Genomic DNA, 20855 nt, shown 5'->3' on the forward strand with positions numbered 1-20855 from the left:
ATCCCGTTGCGCCCGAAAGGAGAGAATTGACGGACAGGTCAGGCAGGGGCGGGCTCGAACAGTTCGACGGGGTTGCCGGCCGGGTCGTCCAGGACGATCTGCTGGCCACCCGGACCCGCGATGACGTCGCTGCGGAAGTCGACCCCGGCGGCGTGCAGCCGGGCAACCTCCGCGTGGATGTCGGCGACGATCAGGTGGATGCGGTTCCAGCCGCCGGGGTGGGGACGGCGTCCGTCCGGCATGGACCGGCCCGCGGAGCTGGCCGGGCCGGACAGCAGTAGCCGCAGGTTGCCGCGTCGGACGTCGGCGAACGCGGGCAGGAACGTGCTGGTCGACGTGAAGCCGAGGTGGGTGGTGTAGAAGTCGATGGCGGCGGCGACGTCATCGACGAGGTAGCGCACGCTCACGGTGTTGTCATCGACGGGGCTGGTCATGATGCCTTCTCTCGTCGGCGGAGAACGCGTGCAGCAGGAAACCGATGCGTTCGGCGAGGTCGTCGGCGACCCGCTCGAAGGCGGGCAGCCCGTCGGGATCGGCGGCCGGGTCCGGGATGCTCCAGTGCACGAGCCGTGGATTGTCGAAAAACTCGGGGCAGACTTCCTTGACCCGGTCACACAGGGTGATCACGACGTCGAACCGCTGACCGGTGAACGCGTCCACGTGTTGGGGCAGCGCCCCGGTCAGGTCGATGCCGCGCGCCGCCATGGCGGTTGTGGCGTGCGGATGGACCGGCTTGGGTCGACTTCCGGCGCTGTAGGCCGCCACGGCACCGGCGGTGCGTTCTCGCAGCAGCGCTTCGGCCATCTGCGAACGTGAACTGTTGCCGGTGCAGAGGAACAGCACTCGTCCGGTCACCGCGGTGGCCGGCGTGGGCGGAGTGAGCCGCAGCCCGGGGTGCAGGGCGGCGCCGATGCCGGACAGCAGGTCGCCGCAGCGGGCCAGGGCGAGCGAATAGTAGGTGTCGCGGCCGTCGGCGCTGCTGCGCCGCGCGGTCACCACCTCGGCCTTGCGCAGTTTGCCGAGGTGGTAGGAGACGAGGTTCTGAGGTTGGCCGAGCAGCGCCGTCAGCTCGTGCACGGCGAGGTCACTGTGGGCCAACTCGCTGATCAGCCGCCACCGCACCGGGTGCCCGACGGCGGTCACGAACCCGGGCGCTGCGATGCTGCCGGCCGCCTCGTACGTCACCACCGCAGATTACATCAAACTGATTTGATGTAATAGGGATCGGATGTGTCCCGATGAGATCCCAAGCCGCCGCCCGGGTGACCCGGGCGGCGGCGCGACGAGGGGTCAGCCGTGCTGGCCGGCCTCCGGAGCCTCGTAGACCCGGCGGACGTCCACCTCCACCTCGCCGATCGTCTCGGCGAAGACGTCGGTGAACCGTCGCCCCCAGTGCACGGCCTCCTCGTGGGACCGCACGTCCACGAGCGCGAACCCGGCGATCAGTTCCTTGGTCTCGGTGAACGGCCCGTCGGTGACGGTGGTCGTGCCGCCGCTCACCGTGATCCGGGTGGCGTCGGTGACGGTCGGGCAGAGCCCCTCGGCGGCGACCAGGATCCCGGCCTGCGCGACCTCCTTCATGAAACCTTCCATCCGGGCCATGAACTCCGGGCTCGGGTTGAACGCTCCGGGCAGGTTCTCGTCGAGCTTGTGCATCATCATGTAGCGCATCGGTGTGGTCCTCTCGTGATCGGTGAATGACGGGTCAGCGGGTGCTCGGTCGGGCGCAGAGCGCGGTGAGCCAGCCGAAGGTGACGAGGCAGGCGAGCGCCATCCGGATGCTGAGGGTGCCCTGGTCGGGCCAGGCCAGGATCGCGACGACGGCCACCGCGCTGCCCAGCGAGTAGGCGGCCCGGCCGCGCTGCCCGGCCCGCCACCAGGTGCGGGCGAAGACCAGGCAGGCGATGGGCAGCGAGCCGAAGGCCAGCCCCGCGCCAACCCCGTGACCGGCGGCGTGCCAGCTCATCGTGTCGGGTGCGCCCTCCGGCGCACCGGCCGGCCAGCCCATGCTGGGGTCGGAGACCAGCACCCCGGCGATGACCAGGCCGAGGCCGTGCACGGCGATCAACGCCGGCCCCCACGTCCCGCCCGGCTCACCTCGCAGCGTCCGGCGCAGCCCGACCGCGCCGGCCAGGGCCAGCAGCCCGGTCAGCACGAAGTTGGCGGTCTGGATCCAGCCCAGGTCGCCCAGGGCCAGCAGGCTGAGCGGCTGCCGGCTCAGGTCGAACCCGTCGCGGGTGAGCACCTGGGCGGCTGCCACCACCACGAACAGCGGGCCGGCGGCGGCTCCGCCGGCCAACAGCGCCCTGGTCGTCGTACGCCGGGAGTCGACGTCCGCCACCGCGGACCCCGCGCTTGTCACCTTCGCCGTCGTCGTCATGTCGCTCTCCTTGTCTGTGCCGGCCGATCGCCGGTCCCGCTTGCCGGTGCGAGCCGGCTTTCGCTGACGCGTCGAGCGGCCGGGGCGGGATACGACAGGACAGTCGAAGAATTCTTCAACGGGTTGGCGTGATCCCGCGGGCGCAGTCGGCCGCGCGGGCGCGGAGCAGCGCGCGTTCGCGTTCGTTGCCGGTCAGGTCGGCGGCCCGTTCGAACTCGGCGCGCGCCTCGTCGTGGCGGCCCAGCTTGGCCAGCAGGTCACCGAGCACGCTGGGCAGCAGGTGGTAGCCGGCCAGCGCCGGCTCGTCGGCCAACGCCCGGGCGAGTTCCAGACCGGCGGCCGGGCCGTCGGCGAAGGAGACCGCGACGGCCCGGTTCAGCTCCACGACCGGCGACGGTACGACCCGGGCCAGCTCGGCGTAGCCGGCGGCGATGCGCGCCCAGTCGGTCTCCCGCGGGGTGGCCGCGCGGGCGTGGCAGGCCGCGATCTCCGCCTGGAGGGTGTACGGGCCGGGCGTACCGTTCGCCGCCCGTGCCCGGTCCAGGGCGGTGAGGCCCCGGCGGATCAGCAGCCGGTCCCAGCGCCCCCGGTCCTGCTCCAACAGCAGGATCGGCTCGCCGTCGGCGTCGACCCGGGCGGCGGTACGCGACGCCTGGATCTCCAGCAGCGCGGCCAGCCCGTGCACCTCCGGCTCCTCGGGCATCAACTCCTGGACGAGGCGGGCCAGCCGCAGCGCCTCCGCGCAGAGGGCCGGGCGCATCCAGTCGTCGCCGGCCGTCGCGGAGTAACCCTCGTTGAAGATCAGGTAGATGACCTCCAGCACGGAGGCGAGCCGTTCGCCACGCTCGGCCACACCGGGCACCTCGAACGGCACCTTCGCCTCGGCGAGCGTCTTCTTGGCCCGGGTGATGCGCTGCGCGACGGTGGTCTCCGCGACCAGGAACGCGCGGGCGATCTCGTCGGTCCTCAACCCGCCCAGCACCCGCAGGGTCAGTGCCGCGCGCGCCTGCGGCGCCAGCAGCGGGTGGCAGGCGGTGAACACCAGCCGCAGCAGGTCGTCGTCGATGCGGTCCTCGAACGCGGCGTCGAAGTCGGGGGTGAACTGGTCGTCGTCGAGGTCGCGCCCGAGGTCGGCCACCCGGCGTTGCAGCAGGCTCCGCCGGCGCAGCGCGTCGATCGCCCGCCGTTTGCCGACGGTGGTCAGCCACGCGCCCGGGTTGGCCGGTACGCCGTCCCGGGGCCACTGCTCCAGCGCGGCGACCAGGGCGTCCTGGGCCAACTCCTCGGCCCAGCCGACGTCGCGGACCAGCCCGGCCAGGGCGGCGACGACCCGCCCGGATTCGATGCGCCATACCGCCTCCACCGTGCGGTGGACCTGCTCAACCCCCATGACCGCACATCAGAGCAGGGGCGGCACCGGCTCCACAAGGACCGGGCGTGGTGGGCGGCTCAGCCGGCGCGGCGCGGGTGGTGCACCGACCGGGGATCCTCGGCGGGGAACCTCGACCGGGTCCGCGGCGGGTACGCCACGCAGTGCTCGGCCCACTGTTCGGCGGCGGCGGCGAGGGCGTCCGCCGAGACGGTGAGGATCAGCGGGTAGATCGCGCCGGACGGGCGGCGCATCCACGGCGGCAGCGACTCGGCGGAGAACTCCACGATCAGCTCCAGCCGGCGGCGGCGGAGCACCCGGGCGCGGAGGGCCAGGTTGGGTTCGGTGAAGCTGACCATCGCCGGCGGCGCGTTCGATTCGAGCGCCGAGGTGGCCTGCCCGCGCAGCCAGCCGCCGAGCGCTCGGGCTTCCTCGACCATCAGGCTCGGGTAGTGGTGCGACCAGGTCTGGCCGTCGGCGGTGCGGGCGTCCACCTCGACGAGCAGCCAGTCGTGCCAGCCGGGCGCGACCCGGTCGGGGTCGTCGGGCGGGTCGATGCCAGGCTGGTAGCCGACGGGGCGTATCCGCACCCGCGCGCCATCGTCAGACCTGATCTCCACGTGCCAATTGTGGCGGAACGAAGCGGACTTCAAACCCCAAACCGGTCACTTGGTGATGGTTCGCCGCACGCTGCCGTGCGCGGCGCAGGCCTTGCCGCTGCCGCCGGCCAGGCTTACCGAACCGTCGTGGCACTGCACGAGGTAACCGCGTCCGGCCCAGAACTGCGGCACGCAGTCGAACCAGTCGCACACCTCGGCGGCGGGCCGACGGATCCGGGTGCCGCCGCAGAAGCCGTACCCCAGCGGGTTTTCCGGCGCTCCGCAGAGCGGGTCGCCGGTCGTGCGGGGTGCCGGGCGTGGCGACTTCGTCGGCGGCGGCGGGGGTGGCGTGGCGCGGGCGGGCGGCGGGGCAGCCGGGCGGATCAGCGCGGGCTCCCCGCTCGGAGTGGCGGCGGCGGCGACCTCCGGGCCGCCGGTCGGGTCGGACGGATCCGACTCGATGAGCGCCGCCGGCACCAGCAGCGCCAGGGCGGCAGCGACCGCGATGGTCCGGCGTCCACCGGGGACGAACGACGTGAGCCGGGCCTGCGCCGGGGTCGCCGCGGCCGGCCGGAACGGCTTGAGCTGGGCGTGCTCGGCGATCAGCTCGTCGAGCTGGGCGAGCACCGCGGCCCGCTGTTCGATCGCGTCGGCGAAGGCCAGGGTCAGCTTGAACCGGAAGTCCGGCGCCGCGTCGGTGGGCAGCAGCAGCCCGGCGGTCGACCGCCGGTCCAGCACCTGGATCAGCGTGACCGGCGACGCGGGGTCGTGGGCCAGGCCGGTCATCCGGCCGTACGCCCAGTCGCGCCGGCCGCGTCCGCCGAGCAGCACCAGGCGGCGGCTGGTGATCACGGCCATGCCGGCGTCGGTGACGCGTACGCCGTCCGGGCGGCGGGGGCGCAGCGGCCCGGCCGGCACGGCGACGGTGAGATCCGGGGCGGGCAGCACCGGGGTGTGCCGCACCTCGACAAGTTGCGCGGCGGGCAGCACCCAGAGCACCACCTCGTCGGCGGCCAACTCCAGGGGCAGGCCGTCGCCGGCGGCGGCGGAGCCCTGGAAGTCGACGGCGAGAGCGCGCAGTCGCCGCAACTCGTCGTCACGACGCCGCCAGGCCGTCTCGGCGCCCCGGTACGTGCTGACCCGCCGCACGTTCTGCCGGTGCGCCCACCGGTACCGCCAGGTAGAACCCGTTGAATCAGTCTTTGCCACGCCGACTCCTTCGCCGCGTAGGCCACCAATCTGGGTGTCTCCTCGTTCAACAGGCGCGGCGTGGCACCCGGACACGCCAGAACGGGCCAAAATACCCGATCGGTGGAGGAAACTAGACGATAGGCCGATACTGCCGCGTCGGCGGTTGACCTGCGCGAGTGTCGCGCGAGGGCGGTCGCCGTCTCGGTAACGTCAGCCGCAGCCGGGTGGCGTCGCCGCCGCACCGCCGCGCGAAGGGGGTGAGCGTCTTGCCGCAGGACACCCGACCCGGAGTGGTCATCGGCGTCGACATCGGCACCACGAGCACCAAGGCCGTCGCGTACGACACCGACGGGCGGCAGCTCGGCAGCCACTCGGTCGGCTATCCGCTGAACGACCCGCAGCCCGGCTACGCCGAGCAGGATCCGCACCTCATCCTCGACGCGGTGCTCAAGTCGGTGAGCGTGGTGGTGGCCGAGTTGGTCCAGCCGGTGGCCGGCCTGTCGTTCAGCTCGGCCATGCACAGCCTGATCGCGCTCGACCCGGACGGCAACCCGCTCACCCCGTCGGTGACCTGGGCCGACTCCCGCGCCACCCTGCAGGCCGAACGGTTACGGGCGGTCCCGTCCGGGCTGGCCCTGCACCGGCGCACCGGCACGCCGATGCACCCGATGTCGCCGCTGCCCAAGCTGCTCTGGTTCGCCGAGCAGGAGCCGAAACTGTTCGAGCGCGTCGCGCACTGGGTGGGCATCAAGGACTGGGTGCTGCTGCGGCTCTGCGACGCGCTGGTCACCGACCACTCGATCGCCTCGGCCAGCGGCCTGCTGGACATCCACCGACTCGAGTGGGACGGCGAGGCGCTGACCATCGCCGGCATCACCGAGGAGCAGCTTCCCCAACTGGTCGCCACCACCGCCGTGCTGCCCGGCCTCACCCCGCAGGCCGCGGCCACCACCGGCCTGCCGGAGCGCACCCCGGTGGTGGTCGGCGCCGGCGACGGGCCACTCGCCAACCTGGGCCTGGGGGCGGTGCACCCCGGGATGGTGGCCTGCTCGATCGGCACCAGCGGCGCGATGCGCGTGATGGTGGAGCGGCCCGGGGTGGACCCGCTGGGCGGTGTGTTCTGCTACGCGCTGACCGAGCACCGCTGGGCGGTCGGCGGTGCGATAAACAACGGCGGCATCGTCCTCAAGTGGGCCGGCGAGGCGCTCGCCCCGGATCTGGGTGAGCACTCCGAAGAGGACCTGGTCGCCCTGGCGGCCCGCGCGCCGGTCGGCTCGGGCGGGCTCATCATGCTGCCGTACCTGCACAGCGAGCGGGCACCACACTGGAGCGCGCTGCCGCGCGGCGCGTACGTGGGGTTGACCCACAGCCACCGCCGCGAGCACCTGGTCCGCGCCGCGTTGGAGGGGGTCTGCCAGCAGCTCGCGCTTGTGCTCAGCTCGGTGCGGGCGGCCGGCAACGAGGTCCGCGAGATCCGTGCCGGTGGCGGCTTCGCCCGCAGCGGCCTGTGGCGGCAGATGCTCGCCGACGTGCTCGGCCTGCCGGTGAGTTTCCCGGCCGCACACGAGGGGTCCAGCTTCGGTGCGGCGCTGCTCGGCATGCAGGCGCTCGGGCTGATCCCCAGCATCGACGTCGCCGCCGACCTCGTCCGGATCGAGGAGACGATCCGCCCCGACGCGGCCGCTGCCGCCACGTACGCGGCACTGCTGCCGCTCTTCGCCGAGCTGTTCGACGCGCTGACGCCCACGTTCGCCTCGATCCGCCGGCTGGCGCCCGGCCTGCCCGCGGAACCCGAGCCCGCGACGGGAGCGCCGATGTGACAGGCCGGCCGGGTCAGGGTGCCTCGACGCCGGCGATCAGGTAGCGCCGCACGTCGGCGTCGAGGATGGCCGCCTCCTGCGCGTCACTCGGCCCGGAGCCGCGGAAGGCCGCCAACTGCTCCGCGGACTCCCAGCGTTCGTAGACGTGGATCCGGCCGGGCTCCAGCGGGTCGGCCGCGAGCAGGAAGTCGAGGCAGCCAGCTGCGGCGCGTGCCTGCGCGATGACCTGCTCGGCGTCGGACAGGTACGCCTCGCGGGTGGCCGGTTCGACCTGCAAACTGCCTGCGATGATCAACAAGGGGGGACCTCCAGGGGTCGGTGGGGCTGCGGGGTTCGATACCGCTGAGTCATTTCTATACCCGTGTGTCCTGCCGCTCGCCGGGACGTCGCCGCCCGGATGGGTGACACCAGTCCCGCCGACCCCACCCGCCCCCGACGCTTCATATCGTACAAACGTGAGAAAAAGCGACAAGAGGCGTTCATCTTCCCTGCTCGGTGCCGCTGCCCGCGTACCTCGGAAAGGGCTGGCGGCGGCGGTCGCGCTCGCCGTGCTGGCCACGACCGGGCCGGCCACCGCGGACGGCCCCGGGCCCGGCGCGGACCCGGCGCGACCGGGGTACGCGGGCGAGCAGGGCGGCGGGCAGGGCCACGAGCCAGGTATCGCGCCGACGCCGGAGCGGGCGCCGACGAGCGAGGTCTCCTGGTTGTCGTTTCCCGGCGGGGTGTTCGCGGTGGACTCGCTCGGGCACACCGTGCGCTACCGGGCCTGCGACGGTGACACCGGTCGGGTCGCCGACCCGGGCATGCGTGTCGCCGCCGGAGTGGCCAGCGGCACGGTCGTCGTCGGCGGCACGGCCTACCGCTACCGGGTGCCGTTGACCGGGCGCGGCGAGGGCACGCTCGAGGTGATCCAACGACACCGGCCGCCGGTCGAGCTGACCGGAGTGGTGGTCACCAGCCCGCAGCCGCCCACCGACCCGGTCGCGGGCGCCCGGCTGTTCCCGCTCAGCGGGCAGCTCGCCCGGGTGGTCGCCGACGCGAGCCTCAACCCGGCCGGTGTCACCGTGCGCGACCTGTCCGGCCGGTACGGCGACCAGCAGATCGCCGTCAACGGCGCGCTGCGCCCCAAGGCCGCCAGCGTGATCAAACTGTGGATCCTCGTCGAGCTGCTCCGCCGCGTCGACTGTGGACAGGTGGCCCTGGACGACGGCGTGCTGGTCACCCCGCAGGACGTCGTCGGCGGCACCGGTCAGCTCCAGTTCGAGACGTTCCCCCAGGTGGTCACCCTGCGTCGGCTCGCCCAATACCTGATCACGTACAGCGACAACGTCGCCGCGAACGTGCTGATCACCTACCTCGGCGGGTTCGCCCCGGTCAACGCGCTCATCGACTCGATGAACCAGCGATCGACAATCCTGGCCCGCCGGATGCTCGACAGCGCGGCGGCGCAACGTGGCGAGGAGAATTACACGAGCCCGGACGACGTGGTGTCCCTGCTCGGCGCGGTCTGGGACGGCGAGATCCTCACTGCCGCGTCCCGCGACCTGATGATCGGGTTCATGCGGGAGCAGACCCTCAACACCAAGATCCCGGCGGCGCTGCCACCCGGTGTGCCGGTGGCCCACAAGACCGGTGACCTGCCGGACGCCTCCCACGACGTCGGCTACTACCTGATCCCCGGCACCGAGACCGCCGTCGCGTTCCTCACCGCCGGGCCGATGGCCAGCGGCGACGAGACGGTCCGCCGGATGGCCCGCACCGTCTACGACTTCCTGGTCACCCCCACCGCCGGCGCGGTCGAGGAGTGACCGGCGATCAGGCGCCGGGGATGTTCGCCGGCGGATCCTCGCCGACCAGGTTGGCCGCCGGCGGATCCGCCGACACCGCCAACCCGAAGTCCGAGTACGTCAGTTCGAGCTGGGCGGTCTCCGACTGCTCCCGGGCCAGCTCGATGCGGTAGCGGACCAACCGGCCCTGCTCGTCGACGGCCGCCGTGAACGGCACCGCACCGGCCCGGTCGCCGAGCCTTCCGCCGACCCCGGTGCCGAGCACCGCGCTGCTCTCCCGCAGGTCCAGCGTGCCGGCGTACTCCCGTTCCCCGGTCTGCCGCACGGCCGCCGCCGTGCTGAGCGTGCCGGCCAGCTTGGTGTTGTCCAAGCCCTGTTGGGCGGGCGGCGAACCCGGCGCCCCGACGTGCCACCAGGTCTTGCTGTCCCACACCGGGACGCGGCGGTCCGGGGCGCTGACCCGCACGTAGACGTCCGGCCCGGTGGTGAGCCGTTCGATCTTCACCTCGCCGCTGGGCACCTTGAGCGAGGTGGTCTCCAGGCCCCGCTTCGTCGTCGGGTCCCAGAGCACCACAGTGCCGTCGCCGCCGGCTGTCCCGCCGGTGCTCAACGTCAGCTTGTAGGTCCGCTGGTCGACCTTCGCAGCGGCGGCCGTCAGCACACCGGCCGGATCGGTCGGGCCCGCCGACGCCGCCGGGCGACCCGCGTCGGGCTCGTCGCCGATGGCCACCAGCGCCCACACCCCGGCGGCGACCGCCACCGCGAGGACGGCACCGGCGACGATCAGCTTCGGCTTCTGCACGGTCTTCTCCCCCGGGGCGGTGGCGGTCCGGCCAGACTAGCCGGACCGGACCGCACCGCTGCCCCGGGTGCGACGCCGACCGCCGGCCTCCGGCCGATCAGGCGCGGCTGATCGCGTTGGCGTGGATGGCCTCGTTCAGGTACACGGCCAACCCCGGGGCGATGTTCTCGTAGTACGCGGTGAACCGCTCGTCGGCCAGGTACATGTCGGCCAACCCGGTGTGCCCCTCGTACGTGCACTCGTAGAACCAGCTGCCGATGAGCTGCCGGTGCTCCTCGGCCAGGTCCATCGCCTCCGGACTGTCCGCCGGCACGCCCGAGGCCAGCACCGCGACGATCCGCCGACCCCAGTCCTCGTTCTCCGCCTTGTACCGCAGCCAGTCGGCCTTCGTGTAGCGGGAGACCCGCCGGTTCGACTCCCGGTACGCCTCGGTGTCACCCCACCGCTGCTCCGCCTCGGCCTGGTGCTCCTCCGGGTCGACGTCACCGAAGACCTCGAACCGCTCCTCCGGGGTGAGTTGGATGTTCAACTTGCTCGCCTCCATCGCAAACTCGATCGCCGTGACCATCTCCTGCAACCGCTTCACCCGTCCGGTCAGCAGTTCGTGCTGGCGGCGCAGGTGCGCGGCCGGGTCGGCCGCCGGGTCGTCGATGATCGCGGTGATCTCCTCAAGCGGGAAACCCAACTCCCGGTAGTACAGGACGAGTTGCAGCCGTTGCAGGTCCGCGTCGTCGTAGCGGCGGTAACCCGCGAGGGTCCGCCCGCTGGGCGAGAGCAAGCCGATCTCGTCGTAGTGGTGCAACGTCCGCACCGTCACGCCGGCGAGCTTCGCCACCTGACCCACCGTGTACGCCATGGTTTCCCTCCCTTCCGGAAACCAGGCTCCCGCCTGCCGTTACGTCAGGGTCAAGCCCTGATTCTGGCCCACCATCGCGGGTGCGTCCGGCCGCCCGTACAGATAGCCCTGACCGCGTGGGCAGCCGATCGCGGCGACCGCCTCGTGCTGACGCTCGGTCTCCACCCCCTCGGCGACGACTGTCAGGTCGAACGCGCCGGCCAGCCGGGTGACCATCTCCACCGTGGCGTACGCGCGTTCGTCCGACCCGAGCCGGGCGACGAACGACCTGTCGATCTTCAACTCGGTCGCCGGGATGCGGTGCAGATAGCTCAGCGACGAGTAGCCCGTACCGAAGTCGTCGATAGCGATCTTGATGCCCAACTCGCGCAACTGGTGCAGCCGCTCCAACACCGCCTCGGTGCCCTCGATGAGCGCCGACTCGGTCAACTCCAGGGTCAACGCCCGAGGCGCCAGCCCGGCGGCACTCGTGGCAGCGGTGACCGTGGCGATCAGGTCTGGACGGCGCAGGTGCGCCGCGGCGATGTTCACCGCCACCGTCGCGTCCGGCGCCCGGTCCCGCCAGGTCGCCGCGGCCCGGCACGCCTCGTGGATCACCCACCTGTCGATCGGCAGGATCAGCCCGGTCTCCTCGGCCAGCGGCAGGAACCGCGCCGGCGGCAGCATCCCCAGCCGGGGGTGCCGCCACCGCACCAGCGCCTCGGCACTGCGCACCGCGCCGGTGGCCAGGTCGACGATGGGTTGGAACTCGAGACACAGTTGATCCTCGTCGACGGCGCGGCGCAGGTCGGCGATCAGCTCGGCACGCGACACGGCCGACTCGCGCAGCGCCGAGGTGCACGTCCGGTACGCGGACTTCCCCGCCGCCTTGGCCGCGTACATGGCGATGTCGGCGTCGCGCAGCAGATCGGTGTGCGAGGCGTGCTGCGGGCCGAACTCGGCGATGCCGATGCTCGCCGACGGGTGCACCCCGACGTCGTCGTCACCGTCGGAGGGTCGCAGCGCGTCCAGCAGCCGCTCGGCGAGCCGCTCGGGGGAGACCTGCCGGTCGCCGGCCACAAGCACCGCGAACTCGTCCCCGCCGAGCCGGGCGATGATGCCGTCGTCGGCCACGACAGCCCGCATCCGGGCCGCCAGTCCGGTCAACAGGGTGTCGCCGGTGGCATGCCCGAAACGGTCGTTCACCTGCTTGAACCCGTCCAGGTCGAGCAGCAGCACGGCCGCCGGCCGGCCGTCTCGCAGGGCCAGCCGCAGTCGCCTGTTGAACAGCAACCGGTTGGGCAGCCCGGTGAGCTGGTCCCCGTACGCGAGGCGGCGCAGCCGGACCACGAGCCGCAGGTTCTCGTTGGCGGCCAACCCCTGCCGCACGGCGAGGGCCCCGAGCAGAACCATCATGGTCACGAAGATCAGTTGCGGGGTCTGGCCGGTGGGTCGGCGGGCCAGCACCACCGCGACGATCGCTCCACCCACCGGCAGGTACGGCAACGCCACCCGCCACCAGGGCGGCAGCGGCGACTCGGCGGCGTCGTCGGTGCCGTCGCAGTCCGGCGGCGGCGGCTTGTGGCTGGCCAGGCCGATCAGCAGGTAACTCACCGGCCAGCACAGGTCGATCGGGTGACCGGCGGCGTAGTCGGCGCGCACGACGAGCGAGACGTAGACGACGTCGGCGACGACCCGCAGGGTGAGGCTCGCCGCGAGCAGACTCATCGGCCGCCACATCGGCCGGACCGGCCCCGCCACCGCGACCAGGATGGTGAGCTGCATCAGGTCGAACATCGGGTAGAGCAGCCCCAGCGTTTTCGCCGGGTCGGCCAACTCGGAGGCGGCGACCCCCCGAAACACCAGCACCCAGGCGATCGGCACCAGGGCCAGGGCGACGATCACCCCGTCCAGCAACGTGCGGGCCCGCCCCACCGCGCTCCGTGGCGCGGACGGCGAACTGAGCAGCGCGGCCGTGCCGGTGAGGATGCCGACGGTGAAGACCACCCCGACCACAGGTGTGTGCGGCAGGTCGCCGCCGGCGAGACGCTGCACCGTCCAGATGGCCCGGCCCAGCGCGGCGAGCGCCATGGTGACGGCGAGCAGCATCCAGAACCTGCGCAGCGGCGCGGGATGTCGACGGGCCACGCCGACGCACGCGACCGTCGCCCAACCGGCCACCAGCAGCGCGCCGACGTCACTGACCAGCGCGGCCCCGGGCAGGGCGGCGAACAGCCAGCACGCCTCCACGAGGATGACCCCAGCCGCGAAGATCACACCGGCGGGGTTGAGCTTCCCCACAGCCTGCTTCACGTCCTGACGGGACACGGTCGCTCCGGCTTCGTCGTGCGTGCACCCTCAGGAGGACCGGTCCACGGCAAACCCCGAAAGCCTAACCAGCGCCCAGGTACGCCGCCAGAGCCGGCCGCCCGCGCCGGTCGAGCCATGCCGGGCCCGGCAAACCCCGGGCTCGACGCCGCAACTGGGCCGGGTCTGAGGCCCGGGCCTCCCTTGTCTGCCCCCTGTAGACCTGCCCCGCAGGTGGGGCAGCTCTACAGGGACCGAGAGTGGTGGCACCACCCCACCGACGGCCGCCTCGACGATCACCCGCGACCGCCGGAGCGGTTCCAGGGTGAGCGGGGCAGCGCGGTGCCGGCCACGGGGCGGCGTGCGCGACGGCGTCTGCGCCGGCCGGGGGTGCAGGGCGGACGGGCGGCGGTGTGTACGGCCACGTCGGCCGGTGACGTCGGTCGGCCGATCAACCAGCACAGGAAGCGATCCATGGCGGGCTCAGCCGACCGGGAGGCGCTCGGCGTCGGACCGGGAGATCTCGTACTGCGCCCCGCAGAATGTGCACTGCTGCGCGTAGCGGGTCCGGATCGGAATGAGCGGGATGAAGAAGAGGGTAAATTTCGTCGAACGGCGGGTGATCACCTGCGCGGCGTGGTTGCCGCAGTGGCGGCAGACCTGTTGCACCACCCCGGAGCGGTCGACCTTGGTACGCAGACCAAAGATGAAGAACATCGCCCGGCAGTACCCACCCCAACGCGAAAAGTCACCCCGCAGCGCTGACGAACGCGCCGCGAGCGTCGACCTCTGCTGGGTCGGCGCTCGCGGCGGGTGTCGGTGGGTCAGTTGGCCGGTGCGGGCTCCAGGCCGGGGACCTCCTCGGCGATCCAGATCGGCTGCCAGTTCGGCACCTCGTGGAAGCGGCGCAGCTCGAACAGCCCGGCAACCGACCCGCTCCAGGCCGCGTACGGCGGCTTGGCCTCGTCGAAGCCGCTCTGCACGAACGTCAGCGTGGTCCGGCCACCGGACTCGGCCAGCTCCCAGCTCGTGACGCCGACCGGACCCCAGTCGACGGACATCCGGCGACCGGGCTCCAGGTCGACGACCTTGGCGGCGTAACCGGTCTCGAAGCCGCCCATGGCGTACCGGCCGCCGACCCAGGGCTCGATGCCGATCGGGTAGCCGAACCAGGCGCTGGCCTGGTCGGAGTCGGTGAGCGACTCCCACACCTTGTCGGCGGGGGCGGCGATGACCAGCTCGCCGCGCAGGTCGGCGGAGGTGAAGTCGGTGCGGGGCAGCAGTGGCTTGCCCTCCAGGTGGGCGGCCAGGTTGGCGATGGACAGCGCCCAGTACGTCTGGAGCACGCCCCGGATGCTGGAGCCGCTCATCGCCTCGGCGAAGTCGAAGTGGCTCTGCGTCAACGTGAGCACCGTGCTGTCCGGGCTCTCGGCGGTGAGTTGGAGCTCGGTGGTGGTCTCCACCCCGTCGAGCAGCCAGCCGAAGCGCAGCGTGTCGTCGTCGGCGTGCAGCAGCTTCTGGTGCGGGGCGTCACCCTCGGGCGTGTAGCGGCCCCAGAACTCGTACCGCTGGGGCAGCTCGACCTCGGCGTGCTCGGCCAGCCAGAGACGCAGCTCGGCCGGGTCGGTCAGGGCCGCGCGGACACGCCCGACGGGCGCGGAGAGGCGGGCCTGGACCTTCAACGGCTCACTCATTGTCGTTCCCTTTCGGATAGCAGGCGACGGCCAGCTTGAAGGCGTCGCCTTCGCTGCCGCCGTAGCGGGTGAACAGATCCTGAAGTGCGGTTTGCAGGTCGTGCAGGAACTGCTGGCGCTGCTCGGCGGGGACCCGGATCTCGCCGGAGACCCCGATCGAGGGCAGCTCGGGCGCCGCCCGGTCCAGGCCGGCGATGTCGGCCTGGACCTCCTCCATCAGGTCGAGCAGGTAGCCCAGGCTCAGCTCGTCGCGGGCCCGGCGCAGGCCGATCCGGCCGACGAGGCGCGGGGACAGCCAGTACGACCGGGCGGCCGCCTGGTAGATGCCCTCGGTGATGCCGCGGACCTTGCGTTCGTTCACCAGCTCGACGAGGCCGGCCGCGACGAGCTGCTTGACGTGGTAGTAGACGCGCTGTGGCGTCTGGTCGAGTCGGGCCGCGACCTCGGTGCAGGTACGCGGTTCGGCGAGTTGCCGCAGCACCTCGACGCGCTGCGGCTTGAGCAGGACTTCGGCCTGCTCGATCTGCTCCAGGTACAGGACGTCTCTCATGGCAAAATCAGTTTGTACGTACAAAATTAGTTTGTCAATCGGTTCGCGAGAAGCCGCGCCGACTTTCTCGACGCGGCTTCAGGCAACTGTCAGCAGGTGATCAGGGCAACCAGTCCGGCCGCAACGGGTAGCCGTTCACCCCGTCCGGGCCGTTGTGCGTGGCCAGCACCTGGTGCAGCTGGATGCCGTTGCGCTCGAACGCCATCCGGGAACCGGCCATGTAGAGCCCCCACACCCGGGCGGTGCCCGCACCCACCTCCGAGACGCAGAAGTCCCAGTGCTCCACCAGGTTGCGGCACCAGGCCGCGAGCGTCAGCGCGTAGTGCTGGCGCAGGTTCTCCTCGTGGTGCACCTCCAATCCGGCGTCGTGCACCTCGCTGATCAGCCGACCCGGGCCGGCCAACTCGCCGTCCGGGAAGACGTACCTGTCGATGAACGCGCCGGAGCGGTGCGGCGCCCGGTTGTCCGCGCGCGTGATGGTGTGGTTGAGCAGCCGACCCCCCGCCCGCAGCCGGGACCGCAGCGCCCCGAAGTAGGTCGGGTAGTTACGCACCCCGATGTGCTCGGTTAGCCCGATCGAGGAGATGGCGTCGAACTGCTCGGCCGGCGCGTCCCGGTAGTCCAGGTGCCGCACCTCGGCCAGCCCGGTCAGCCCCTCCCGCTCGATCGCCGCCTGCGCCCACTCCGCCTGCGCCTTCGACAGGGTCACCCCGAGCGCCTTCACGCCGTACTCGCGGGCGGCGTGGCGCACCATGCCACCCCAGCCGCAGCCCACATCCAGCAGCCGCATCCCCTTCTTCAGCGCCAGCTTGCCGGCGACCAGGTCGTACTTCGCCGCCTGGGCCTGCTCCAGCGTGTCGTCCGGAGACCGGAAGACCGCACAGGTGTACGTCATCGACGGGCCGAGCACCTTCTCGTAGAAGGCGTTGGAGACGTCGTAGTGGTGCGAGATCGCCGTGCTGTCGCGCACCCGCGAGTGCCGCAGCCCGTTCATCACCCGCTTCCACCGCGGCAACGCCTCCTGCGGTGGTGCCGGCGGCGGCATCAGCCGCTCCCAGCCCAGCCCACGCACCAGCGCCAGCCCCTCGGCCAGCGACGGTGGGCGCAGCCGCAGCTCGTCCTTGAGCACCCGCAACGCCTCGTACGGGTCACCCGGGTGCACCCCGTGCAACGCCAGGTCACCACTGACGTAGGCCCGGGCCATGCCCAGGTCGCCCGGAGCGGTGAGCAGGTAGGACAAACCTCGCTCGGAACGGATCGCCAGGGTGATGCCCGCGTCGGACGGGCCGACGGAACTGCCGTCGTACCCGCTGATCCGCACCGGCAACGGCCCGGCGGTGACCGCGCGGATGACATCCGCCACGGTCGGACCCGTGTGCCGGCCCCCCGCCGGCGGGGTGGCGGGGACGCTCGCCGCCCCCTGATCTCTGTCGGTCAGGCTCATGCTCGTGCTACCGCCTTTTCGTACAGTCCCGTCAGCCGGTGGTCCGGGTCGTAGCGGTCTTTCACCGCCCGCCACGTGTCGCCGCCGTACAGGCGATCGAAGGCGTCCCGGTCGTAGTACGCGTCGGAGTAGAGCGACTTGTGGCCGCCCGACTCCGACACCCTGCGTTCGATCGTGCGGTTGACGTCGCCGTCGGCGGCGCCCGGCGCGATCGGCACGCTCCCCCAGAACCCAATGTTGACGTAGTCCTGCCCTGACCGGAGTGGATACAGCGGCCAGGACCGCGCCGAACCGGCGCCGGCCGGCTCGCGCAGCCGCAGCGGGCACAGCCACACCGGGTTCATCCCCACGGCGCCGGCGAACCAGCGCAGGAAGTCGGCGGTACGGTCCAGCGGGATCTCCACGTCCTGCACGACCCGTTCCCGGGCCGGCTGCCCGCGCAGTCGGTCGATCCGGGCCGCCACCTGGTGTCGGTGTTCCAGCCGCACCAGTCGGTGGTAGAAGTCGCTGCGCCGGTACCGCGACGGCCAGAACCGGCGGACGACCGGATGCTGCGCGCCGAACGCCGCCGAGCACCAGAACCAGTCGGTGTCCCAGCGCCAGAGATAGTCGTACGCGGTGAGCACGTCCCGGGTGCGCCGGCGCAGGGACCGGTAGTAGATCTCCTGACCGGTGTAGTCGCTCGGCGGGTCGGCGGCGTCGGTGAACGTGGCGAACACCAGGTACGCCTCACCGGGGCTGAACATCACCCCGTCCATCGCGTCGACCGGCTGACCGGCCCACGACCGGGTCGCGGTCACCTCGGCGATCGCGTCGGTGAGCGCCTCCAGGTCGGTGAACCGGACGTTGCGCAACGCCACGTACCGGCCGACCGGTTGCAGCTCGATGCGCAGCCGGGTCGCGTAACCGAGGCTGCCCAGCGAGTTGGGGAACGCGGCGAACAGGTCGGCGTGCTCCCCGTCGGGCCGGGCGGTGACGATCTCGCCGGAGCCGGTGAGCACGTCCAGCTCCCGCACCGACTCGTGCGGCAGGCCGTTGCGGAACGAGGTGGACTCGATCCCGAGGCCGGTCACCGCGCCGCCCAGCGTGATGGTGCGCAACTGCGGCACCACGAGCGGCATCAGCCCGTGCGGCAGCGTCGCGTCGACCAGGTCCTCGTAGGTGCACATGCCCTGCACGTCGGCGGTGCGCCCGGTCGGGTCGACCGACAACACGCCGTTGAGGCCGCTCACGTCGAGCCCCGGAGTCCGGGGCGCGGACCGGGGGCGGAACAGGTTGGAGGTGCGTTTGGCCAGCCGGACAGGCTCGCCCGTGGGCACCGCGGCGTACGACCGTCGCAGCGTGTCCACCGCTTGATCATGGTCAATGGGGTGATCCACACGCTCAGCGCGCATGTGATCACCTTACGCTCGTACCTGGGAATCCGTGGGATGTGGGCCGTGGCGGTTTCCCGTCCGGTGGCGGGCCAGGCGGTTACCGTGGCGGGCATGCCATCGCCCGCGATCACCGCCCTGGACGCCGCCGGCCTCACATATCGGCTGGTCAGCCATGGTGCGGTGGGCAGCCTCGCGGAGGCCGCCGCGGTCCGGGGCGTGGCCGTCCCCGATGTCGTCAAGACGATCGTGGTCCGCCGGAGTGTGGACGATCACTTGTTCGTGCTCACCCCGGGCGACCGGGTCATCTCCTGGCCCAAGCTGCGCACCCTGCTCGGAGTGCACCGACTCTCCATGCCGGACGCCGCCGGCGCGCTGGCCGCGACCGGCTACGAGCGCGGCACCATCACCCCGTTCGGCGCGAGCACGGCCTGGCCGGTGATCGCCGACGAGCGACTGCGCGGTCGGGAGATCACGTTGGGCGCCGGGGAACGGGGCCTCGCCATCGCGGTCGACGCCGACACCGCGATCACGGCTCTCGGCGCCACCGTGGCCGACGTCACCGACCCGCAACCCACCCGCTGAGCCCGTCGACAGGGGTCACCCACCGCCGCACCGACTGGCACTGGTTGACGGCGGTGGGTGAGGATGGCGCGTATGTCCGCGCCCGAGGAACGCCCCGACCCCGCCGGCACCGTCTACGGCGGCCGCCGACGGGCGGCACGATCCGGTCCACTGGCCGATCCGCTGCTGCGGGTGGCGCTGGCGGTCGGGCTGGTCGGCGTACTCCTCGGGGTGGTCTTCGCCACCGGGCTGCTCGACGGTGACGACGAGCCGACCGTGCCGGCGACGGTCGGCGCGCCGTCCACCGACGCGCAGCCCACCGGCGCGGCGGCCGAGCCGAGCCCGAGCGCGCCCGCCGCGCCGTCGCCGACCCCGGCGGTCCCGCCGGCCCCGCCGACCGGTCCCCGGGTGTTCAAGGCCGCCTCGGGGCTCTGCCTGGGGCTCGACGGCGACGGGCGGGAGGCGGCGGCCGAGTTGGCGACCTGCACCGGCGGCCCGGAGCAGCAGTGGGTGGTCAACCCGGCCGGGGCGGACGCGGTGACAGTGGCGAACGCCGCGCACGGTCAGTGCCTCGACGTCGAGGGCGGCAGTCGCGACGACGGCGCCCGGCTGATGCAGTTTCCCTGCCACGGCCAGGCCAACCAGCAGTGGCGGCTGAGCCCCACCGGCACCGGCCCGGTGCTGCTGGTCGCCGTGCACAGCGGCAAGTGCGCCCAGGCCGACGAGGAGGGCGTCGAGGCCGGCGACGACATCCGGCAGCGCCCCTGCGACGGCCGACCGGCCCAGCAGTGGATCGTGGGCTGACCGGCCGTCGCGCGGCAGCTCAGCCCCGGAAGCTCCACGCCTTCGGTGCGGTCGCGGCGGCCAGCACGGCCGCCGACACCGGCTGTCCCGGCCGGCGCCGCAGCAGCAACGACAGGCCGGCGGCGCCGATCGACAGCGCACCGGCCACGTACCAGGCCGTCGCGTAGTCACCGAGCTGGTCCCGCACCAGCCCCGCGCCTGTCGCGGCGAGCGCCGCGCCGAACTGGTGGGCGGCGAACACCCAGCCGAACACCACGGCCCCGGCGGATCCGAAGTACTCCCGGCACAACGCCACCGTCGGCGGCACGGTCGCCACCCAGTCCAGGCCGTAGAAGATGATGAACACCAGCATGCTCGGTTTGGCGGTGCCGGCGAACAGGCTCGGCAGGACCAGCAGCGACGCCCCGCGCAGCGCGTAGTACAAGCCGAGCAGCAACCGGCTGTCCACCCGGTCGGTGAGCCAGCCGGAGGCGATGGTCCCGACGATGTCGAAGAGCCCGACCAGGGCGAGCAGCCCGGCCGCGGTGGTCTGGGGCATGCCGTGGTCGTGCGCGGCCGGCACGAAGTGCGTACCCACGAGGCCGTTCGTGGTCGCTCCGCAGATCGCGAACCCGCCGGCCAGCAGCCAGAACGCGCGGGTCCGGGCCGCCGTCGCCAGCGCTCCCAGCGCCCGGGCCGCCGCGCCGCCGGTCGCCGGCGGCGCCGCGACGACCTCGGTCGCCCCGTAGGCGGGCAGCCCGAGATCCGCCGGGTGCTCGCGCAGCAACCACACCACGAGGGGTACGACCGCCAGCGCGGCGCCGGCCACGACGAGCGCGGCGGTACGCCAGCCGTGGTCGCGGACCAGGATGGCGACGAGCGGCAGGAACACCAGTTGTCCGGCCGCCCCACCGGCGGTCAGCACTCCGGTGACGAGGCCCCTCCGGCGCACGAACCACCGCCCGGTGATGGTCGCCACGAAGGCCAGCGCCATCGACCCGGTGCCCAGTCCGACCAGTACACCCCAACAGAGCAGCAGCTGCCAGCTGGCGCTCATGAAGACCGTCAACCCACTGCCGGCGGCGACCAGCAGCAGGGCCACCGAGACCACCCGGCGGATGCCGAACCGGTCCATCAGGGCGGCGGCGAACGGCGCGGTGAGCCCGTAGAGCAGCAGGTTCACCGAGACGGCGGCGGAGATGGTGGCCAGGGGCCAGCCGAACTCCTCGTGCAGCGGGTGCAGCAGCACCGACGGGGTGGCGCGGAAGCCGGCCGCGCCGACCAGCGCCACGAAGGCGACGGCGGCGACCAGCCAGGCGGGATGCAGACGGCGGTTTTTCATCACGCGACAAGTCTG

21 protein-coding genes are annotated in these 20855 nt (G+C 72.4%); 4 read left to right on the forward strand and 17 right to left on the reverse strand.

What is annotated here, in order from left to right; genetic code table 11:
* Nucleotides 1–38 precede the first annotated feature (38 nt).
* The 7 genes from ACPXBU_RS11990 to ACPXBU_RS12020 form a co-directional block, all read right to left on the reverse strand.
* Complete coding sequence (locus ACPXBU_RS11990; protein WP_393366803.1) at nt 39–434, reverse strand: VOC family protein; 396 nt, start codon at nt 432–434, stop codon at nt 39–41.
* Nucleotides 415–1185: an ArsR family transcriptional regulator gene (locus tag ACPXBU_RS11995; protein WP_425758093.1), complete on the reverse strand. Its 771-nt coding sequence runs from the start codon at nt 1183–1185 to the stop codon at nt 415–417. Before ACPXBU_RS11995 ends, ACPXBU_RS11990 begins: the two co-directional genes overlap by 20 nt.
* Nucleotides 1186–1290: 105 nt before the next feature.
* Nucleotides 1291–1671 (reverse strand): YciI family protein, encoded by a 381-nt coding sequence (locus ACPXBU_RS12000; RefSeq protein WP_425758094.1) that lies wholly within the window; start codon nt 1669–1671, stop codon nt 1291–1293.
* Nucleotides 1672–1705: 34 nt separating this feature from the next.
* Entirely contained in the window at nt 1706–2380 is a 675-nt protein-coding gene (locus tag ACPXBU_RS12005) for a DUF998 domain-containing protein (RefSeq protein ID WP_425758095.1), read from the reverse strand.
* 115 nt (nt 2381–2495) lie between these two features.
* Nucleotides 2496–3770, reverse strand: coding sequence for an RNA polymerase sigma factor (locus tag ACPXBU_RS12010; RefSeq protein WP_425758096.1), 1275 nt, complete (start codon nt 3768–3770; stop codon nt 2496–2498).
* Nucleotides 3771–3829: 59 nt separating this feature from the next.
* Nucleotides 3830–4369 (reverse strand): WapI family immunity protein, encoded by a 540-nt coding sequence (locus ACPXBU_RS12015; protein WP_425758097.1) that lies wholly within the window; start codon nt 4367–4369, stop codon nt 3830–3832.
* Nucleotides 4370–4414: 45 nt separating this feature from the next.
* Nucleotides 4415–5557 carry a hypothetical protein gene (locus tag ACPXBU_RS12020; protein WP_393366791.1) on the reverse strand — a complete coding sequence of 381 codons (1143 nt, stop codon included), beginning with the start codon at nt 5555–5557 and terminating at the stop codon, nt 4415–4417.
* Nucleotides 5558–5796: 239 nt separating this feature from the next.
* On the opposite strand from ACPXBU_RS12020, the gene ACPXBU_RS12025 reads away from it, so the two are divergent.
* Nucleotides 5797–7359 (forward strand): gluconokinase, encoded by a 1563-nt coding sequence (locus ACPXBU_RS12025; RefSeq protein ID WP_425758098.1) that lies wholly within the window; start codon nt 5797–5799, stop codon nt 7357–7359.
* A 13-nt stretch (nt 7360–7372) separates the two neighbouring features.
* Here ACPXBU_RS12025 and ACPXBU_RS12030 read toward each other — a convergent pair whose 3' ends face one another.
* Complete coding sequence (locus tag ACPXBU_RS12030; RefSeq protein ID WP_393366787.1) at nt 7373–7657, reverse strand: putative quinol monooxygenase; 285 nt, start codon at nt 7655–7657, stop codon at nt 7373–7375.
* A gap of 157 nt (nt 7658–7814) precedes the next feature.
* Here ACPXBU_RS12030 and ACPXBU_RS12035 point away from each other — a divergent pair, with 157 nt between their 5' ends.
* A complete protein-coding gene (locus tag ACPXBU_RS12035; protein ID WP_425758099.1) occupies nt 7815–9167 on the forward strand; it encodes a serine hydrolase in 1353 nt (450 codons plus the stop codon).
* A gap of 7 nt (nt 9168–9174) precedes the next feature.
* Here ACPXBU_RS12035 and ACPXBU_RS12040 read toward each other — a convergent pair whose 3' ends face one another.
* From ACPXBU_RS12040 to ACPXBU_RS12075, 8 genes are all read right to left on the reverse strand, one after another.
* A complete protein-coding gene (locus ACPXBU_RS12040; protein WP_425758100.1) occupies nt 9175–9948 on the reverse strand; it encodes a hypothetical protein in 774 nt (257 codons plus the stop codon).
* Between the two features lie 97 nt (nt 9949–10045).
* Nucleotides 10046–10804: a MerR family transcriptional regulator gene (locus ACPXBU_RS12045; RefSeq protein WP_425758101.1), complete on the reverse strand. Its 759-nt coding sequence runs from the start codon at nt 10802–10804 to the stop codon at nt 10046–10048.
* Nucleotides 10805–10843: 39 nt separating this feature from the next.
* The gene (locus ACPXBU_RS12050) at nt 10844–13096 is read right to left on the reverse strand and encodes a putative bifunctional diguanylate cyclase/phosphodiesterase (RefSeq protein ID WP_393366780.1); all 2253 of its coding nucleotides are present in this window, start codon (nt 13094–13096) and stop codon (nt 10844–10846) included.
* A gap of 477 nt (nt 13097–13573) precedes the next feature.
* Nucleotides 13574–13807, reverse strand: coding sequence for a zinc-ribbon domain-containing protein (locus ACPXBU_RS12055; protein ID WP_393366778.1), 234 nt, complete (start codon nt 13805–13807; stop codon nt 13574–13576).
* Nucleotides 13808–13914: 107 nt separating this feature from the next.
* Nucleotides 13915–14784 (reverse strand): SRPBCC family protein, encoded by an 870-nt coding sequence (locus tag ACPXBU_RS12060; RefSeq protein ID WP_425758102.1) that lies wholly within the window; start codon nt 14782–14784, stop codon nt 13915–13917.
* Nucleotides 14777–15334: a winged helix-turn-helix domain-containing protein gene (locus ACPXBU_RS12065; protein WP_030490876.1), complete on the reverse strand. Its 558-nt coding sequence runs from the start codon at nt 15332–15334 to the stop codon at nt 14777–14779. The genes ACPXBU_RS12060 and ACPXBU_RS12065 overlap by 8 nt, the downstream gene beginning before the upstream one ends.
* Before the next feature lie 100 nt (nt 15335–15434).
* Complete coding sequence (locus tag ACPXBU_RS12070; RefSeq protein WP_425758103.1) at nt 15435–16778, reverse strand: class I SAM-dependent methyltransferase; 1344 nt, start codon at nt 16776–16778, stop codon at nt 15435–15437.
* Nucleotides 16775–18172, reverse strand: coding sequence for an FAD-binding oxidoreductase (locus ACPXBU_RS12075; RefSeq protein WP_425758104.1), 1398 nt, complete (start codon nt 18170–18172; stop codon nt 16775–16777). The genes ACPXBU_RS12070 and ACPXBU_RS12075 overlap by 4 nt, the downstream gene beginning before the upstream one ends.
* A 93-nt stretch (nt 18173–18265) precedes the next feature.
* Between ACPXBU_RS12075 and ACPXBU_RS12080 the strand changes: the two genes are divergently transcribed.
* Entirely contained in the window at nt 18266–18736 is a 471-nt protein-coding gene (locus ACPXBU_RS12080) for an aminoacyl-tRNA deacylase (protein WP_425758105.1), read from the forward strand.
* Nucleotides 18737–18808: 72 nt separating this feature from the next.
* Entirely contained in the window at nt 18809–19519 is a 711-nt protein-coding gene (locus ACPXBU_RS12085) for an RICIN domain-containing protein (RefSeq protein ID WP_425758106.1), read from the forward strand.
* A 19-nt stretch (nt 19520–19538) separates the two neighbouring features.
* On the opposite strand, the gene ACPXBU_RS12090 is transcribed toward ACPXBU_RS12085, so the two are convergent.
* Entirely contained in the window at nt 19539–20840 is a 1302-nt protein-coding gene (locus ACPXBU_RS12090; RefSeq protein WP_425758107.1) for an MFS transporter, read from the reverse strand.
* Nucleotides 20841–20855: the final 15 nt, after the last annotated feature.

The organism is Micromonospora sp. DT231, from assembly GCF_049847025.1.
Classification (GTDB): Bacteria; Actinomycetota; Actinomycetes; order Mycobacteriales; family Micromonosporaceae; genus Micromonospora.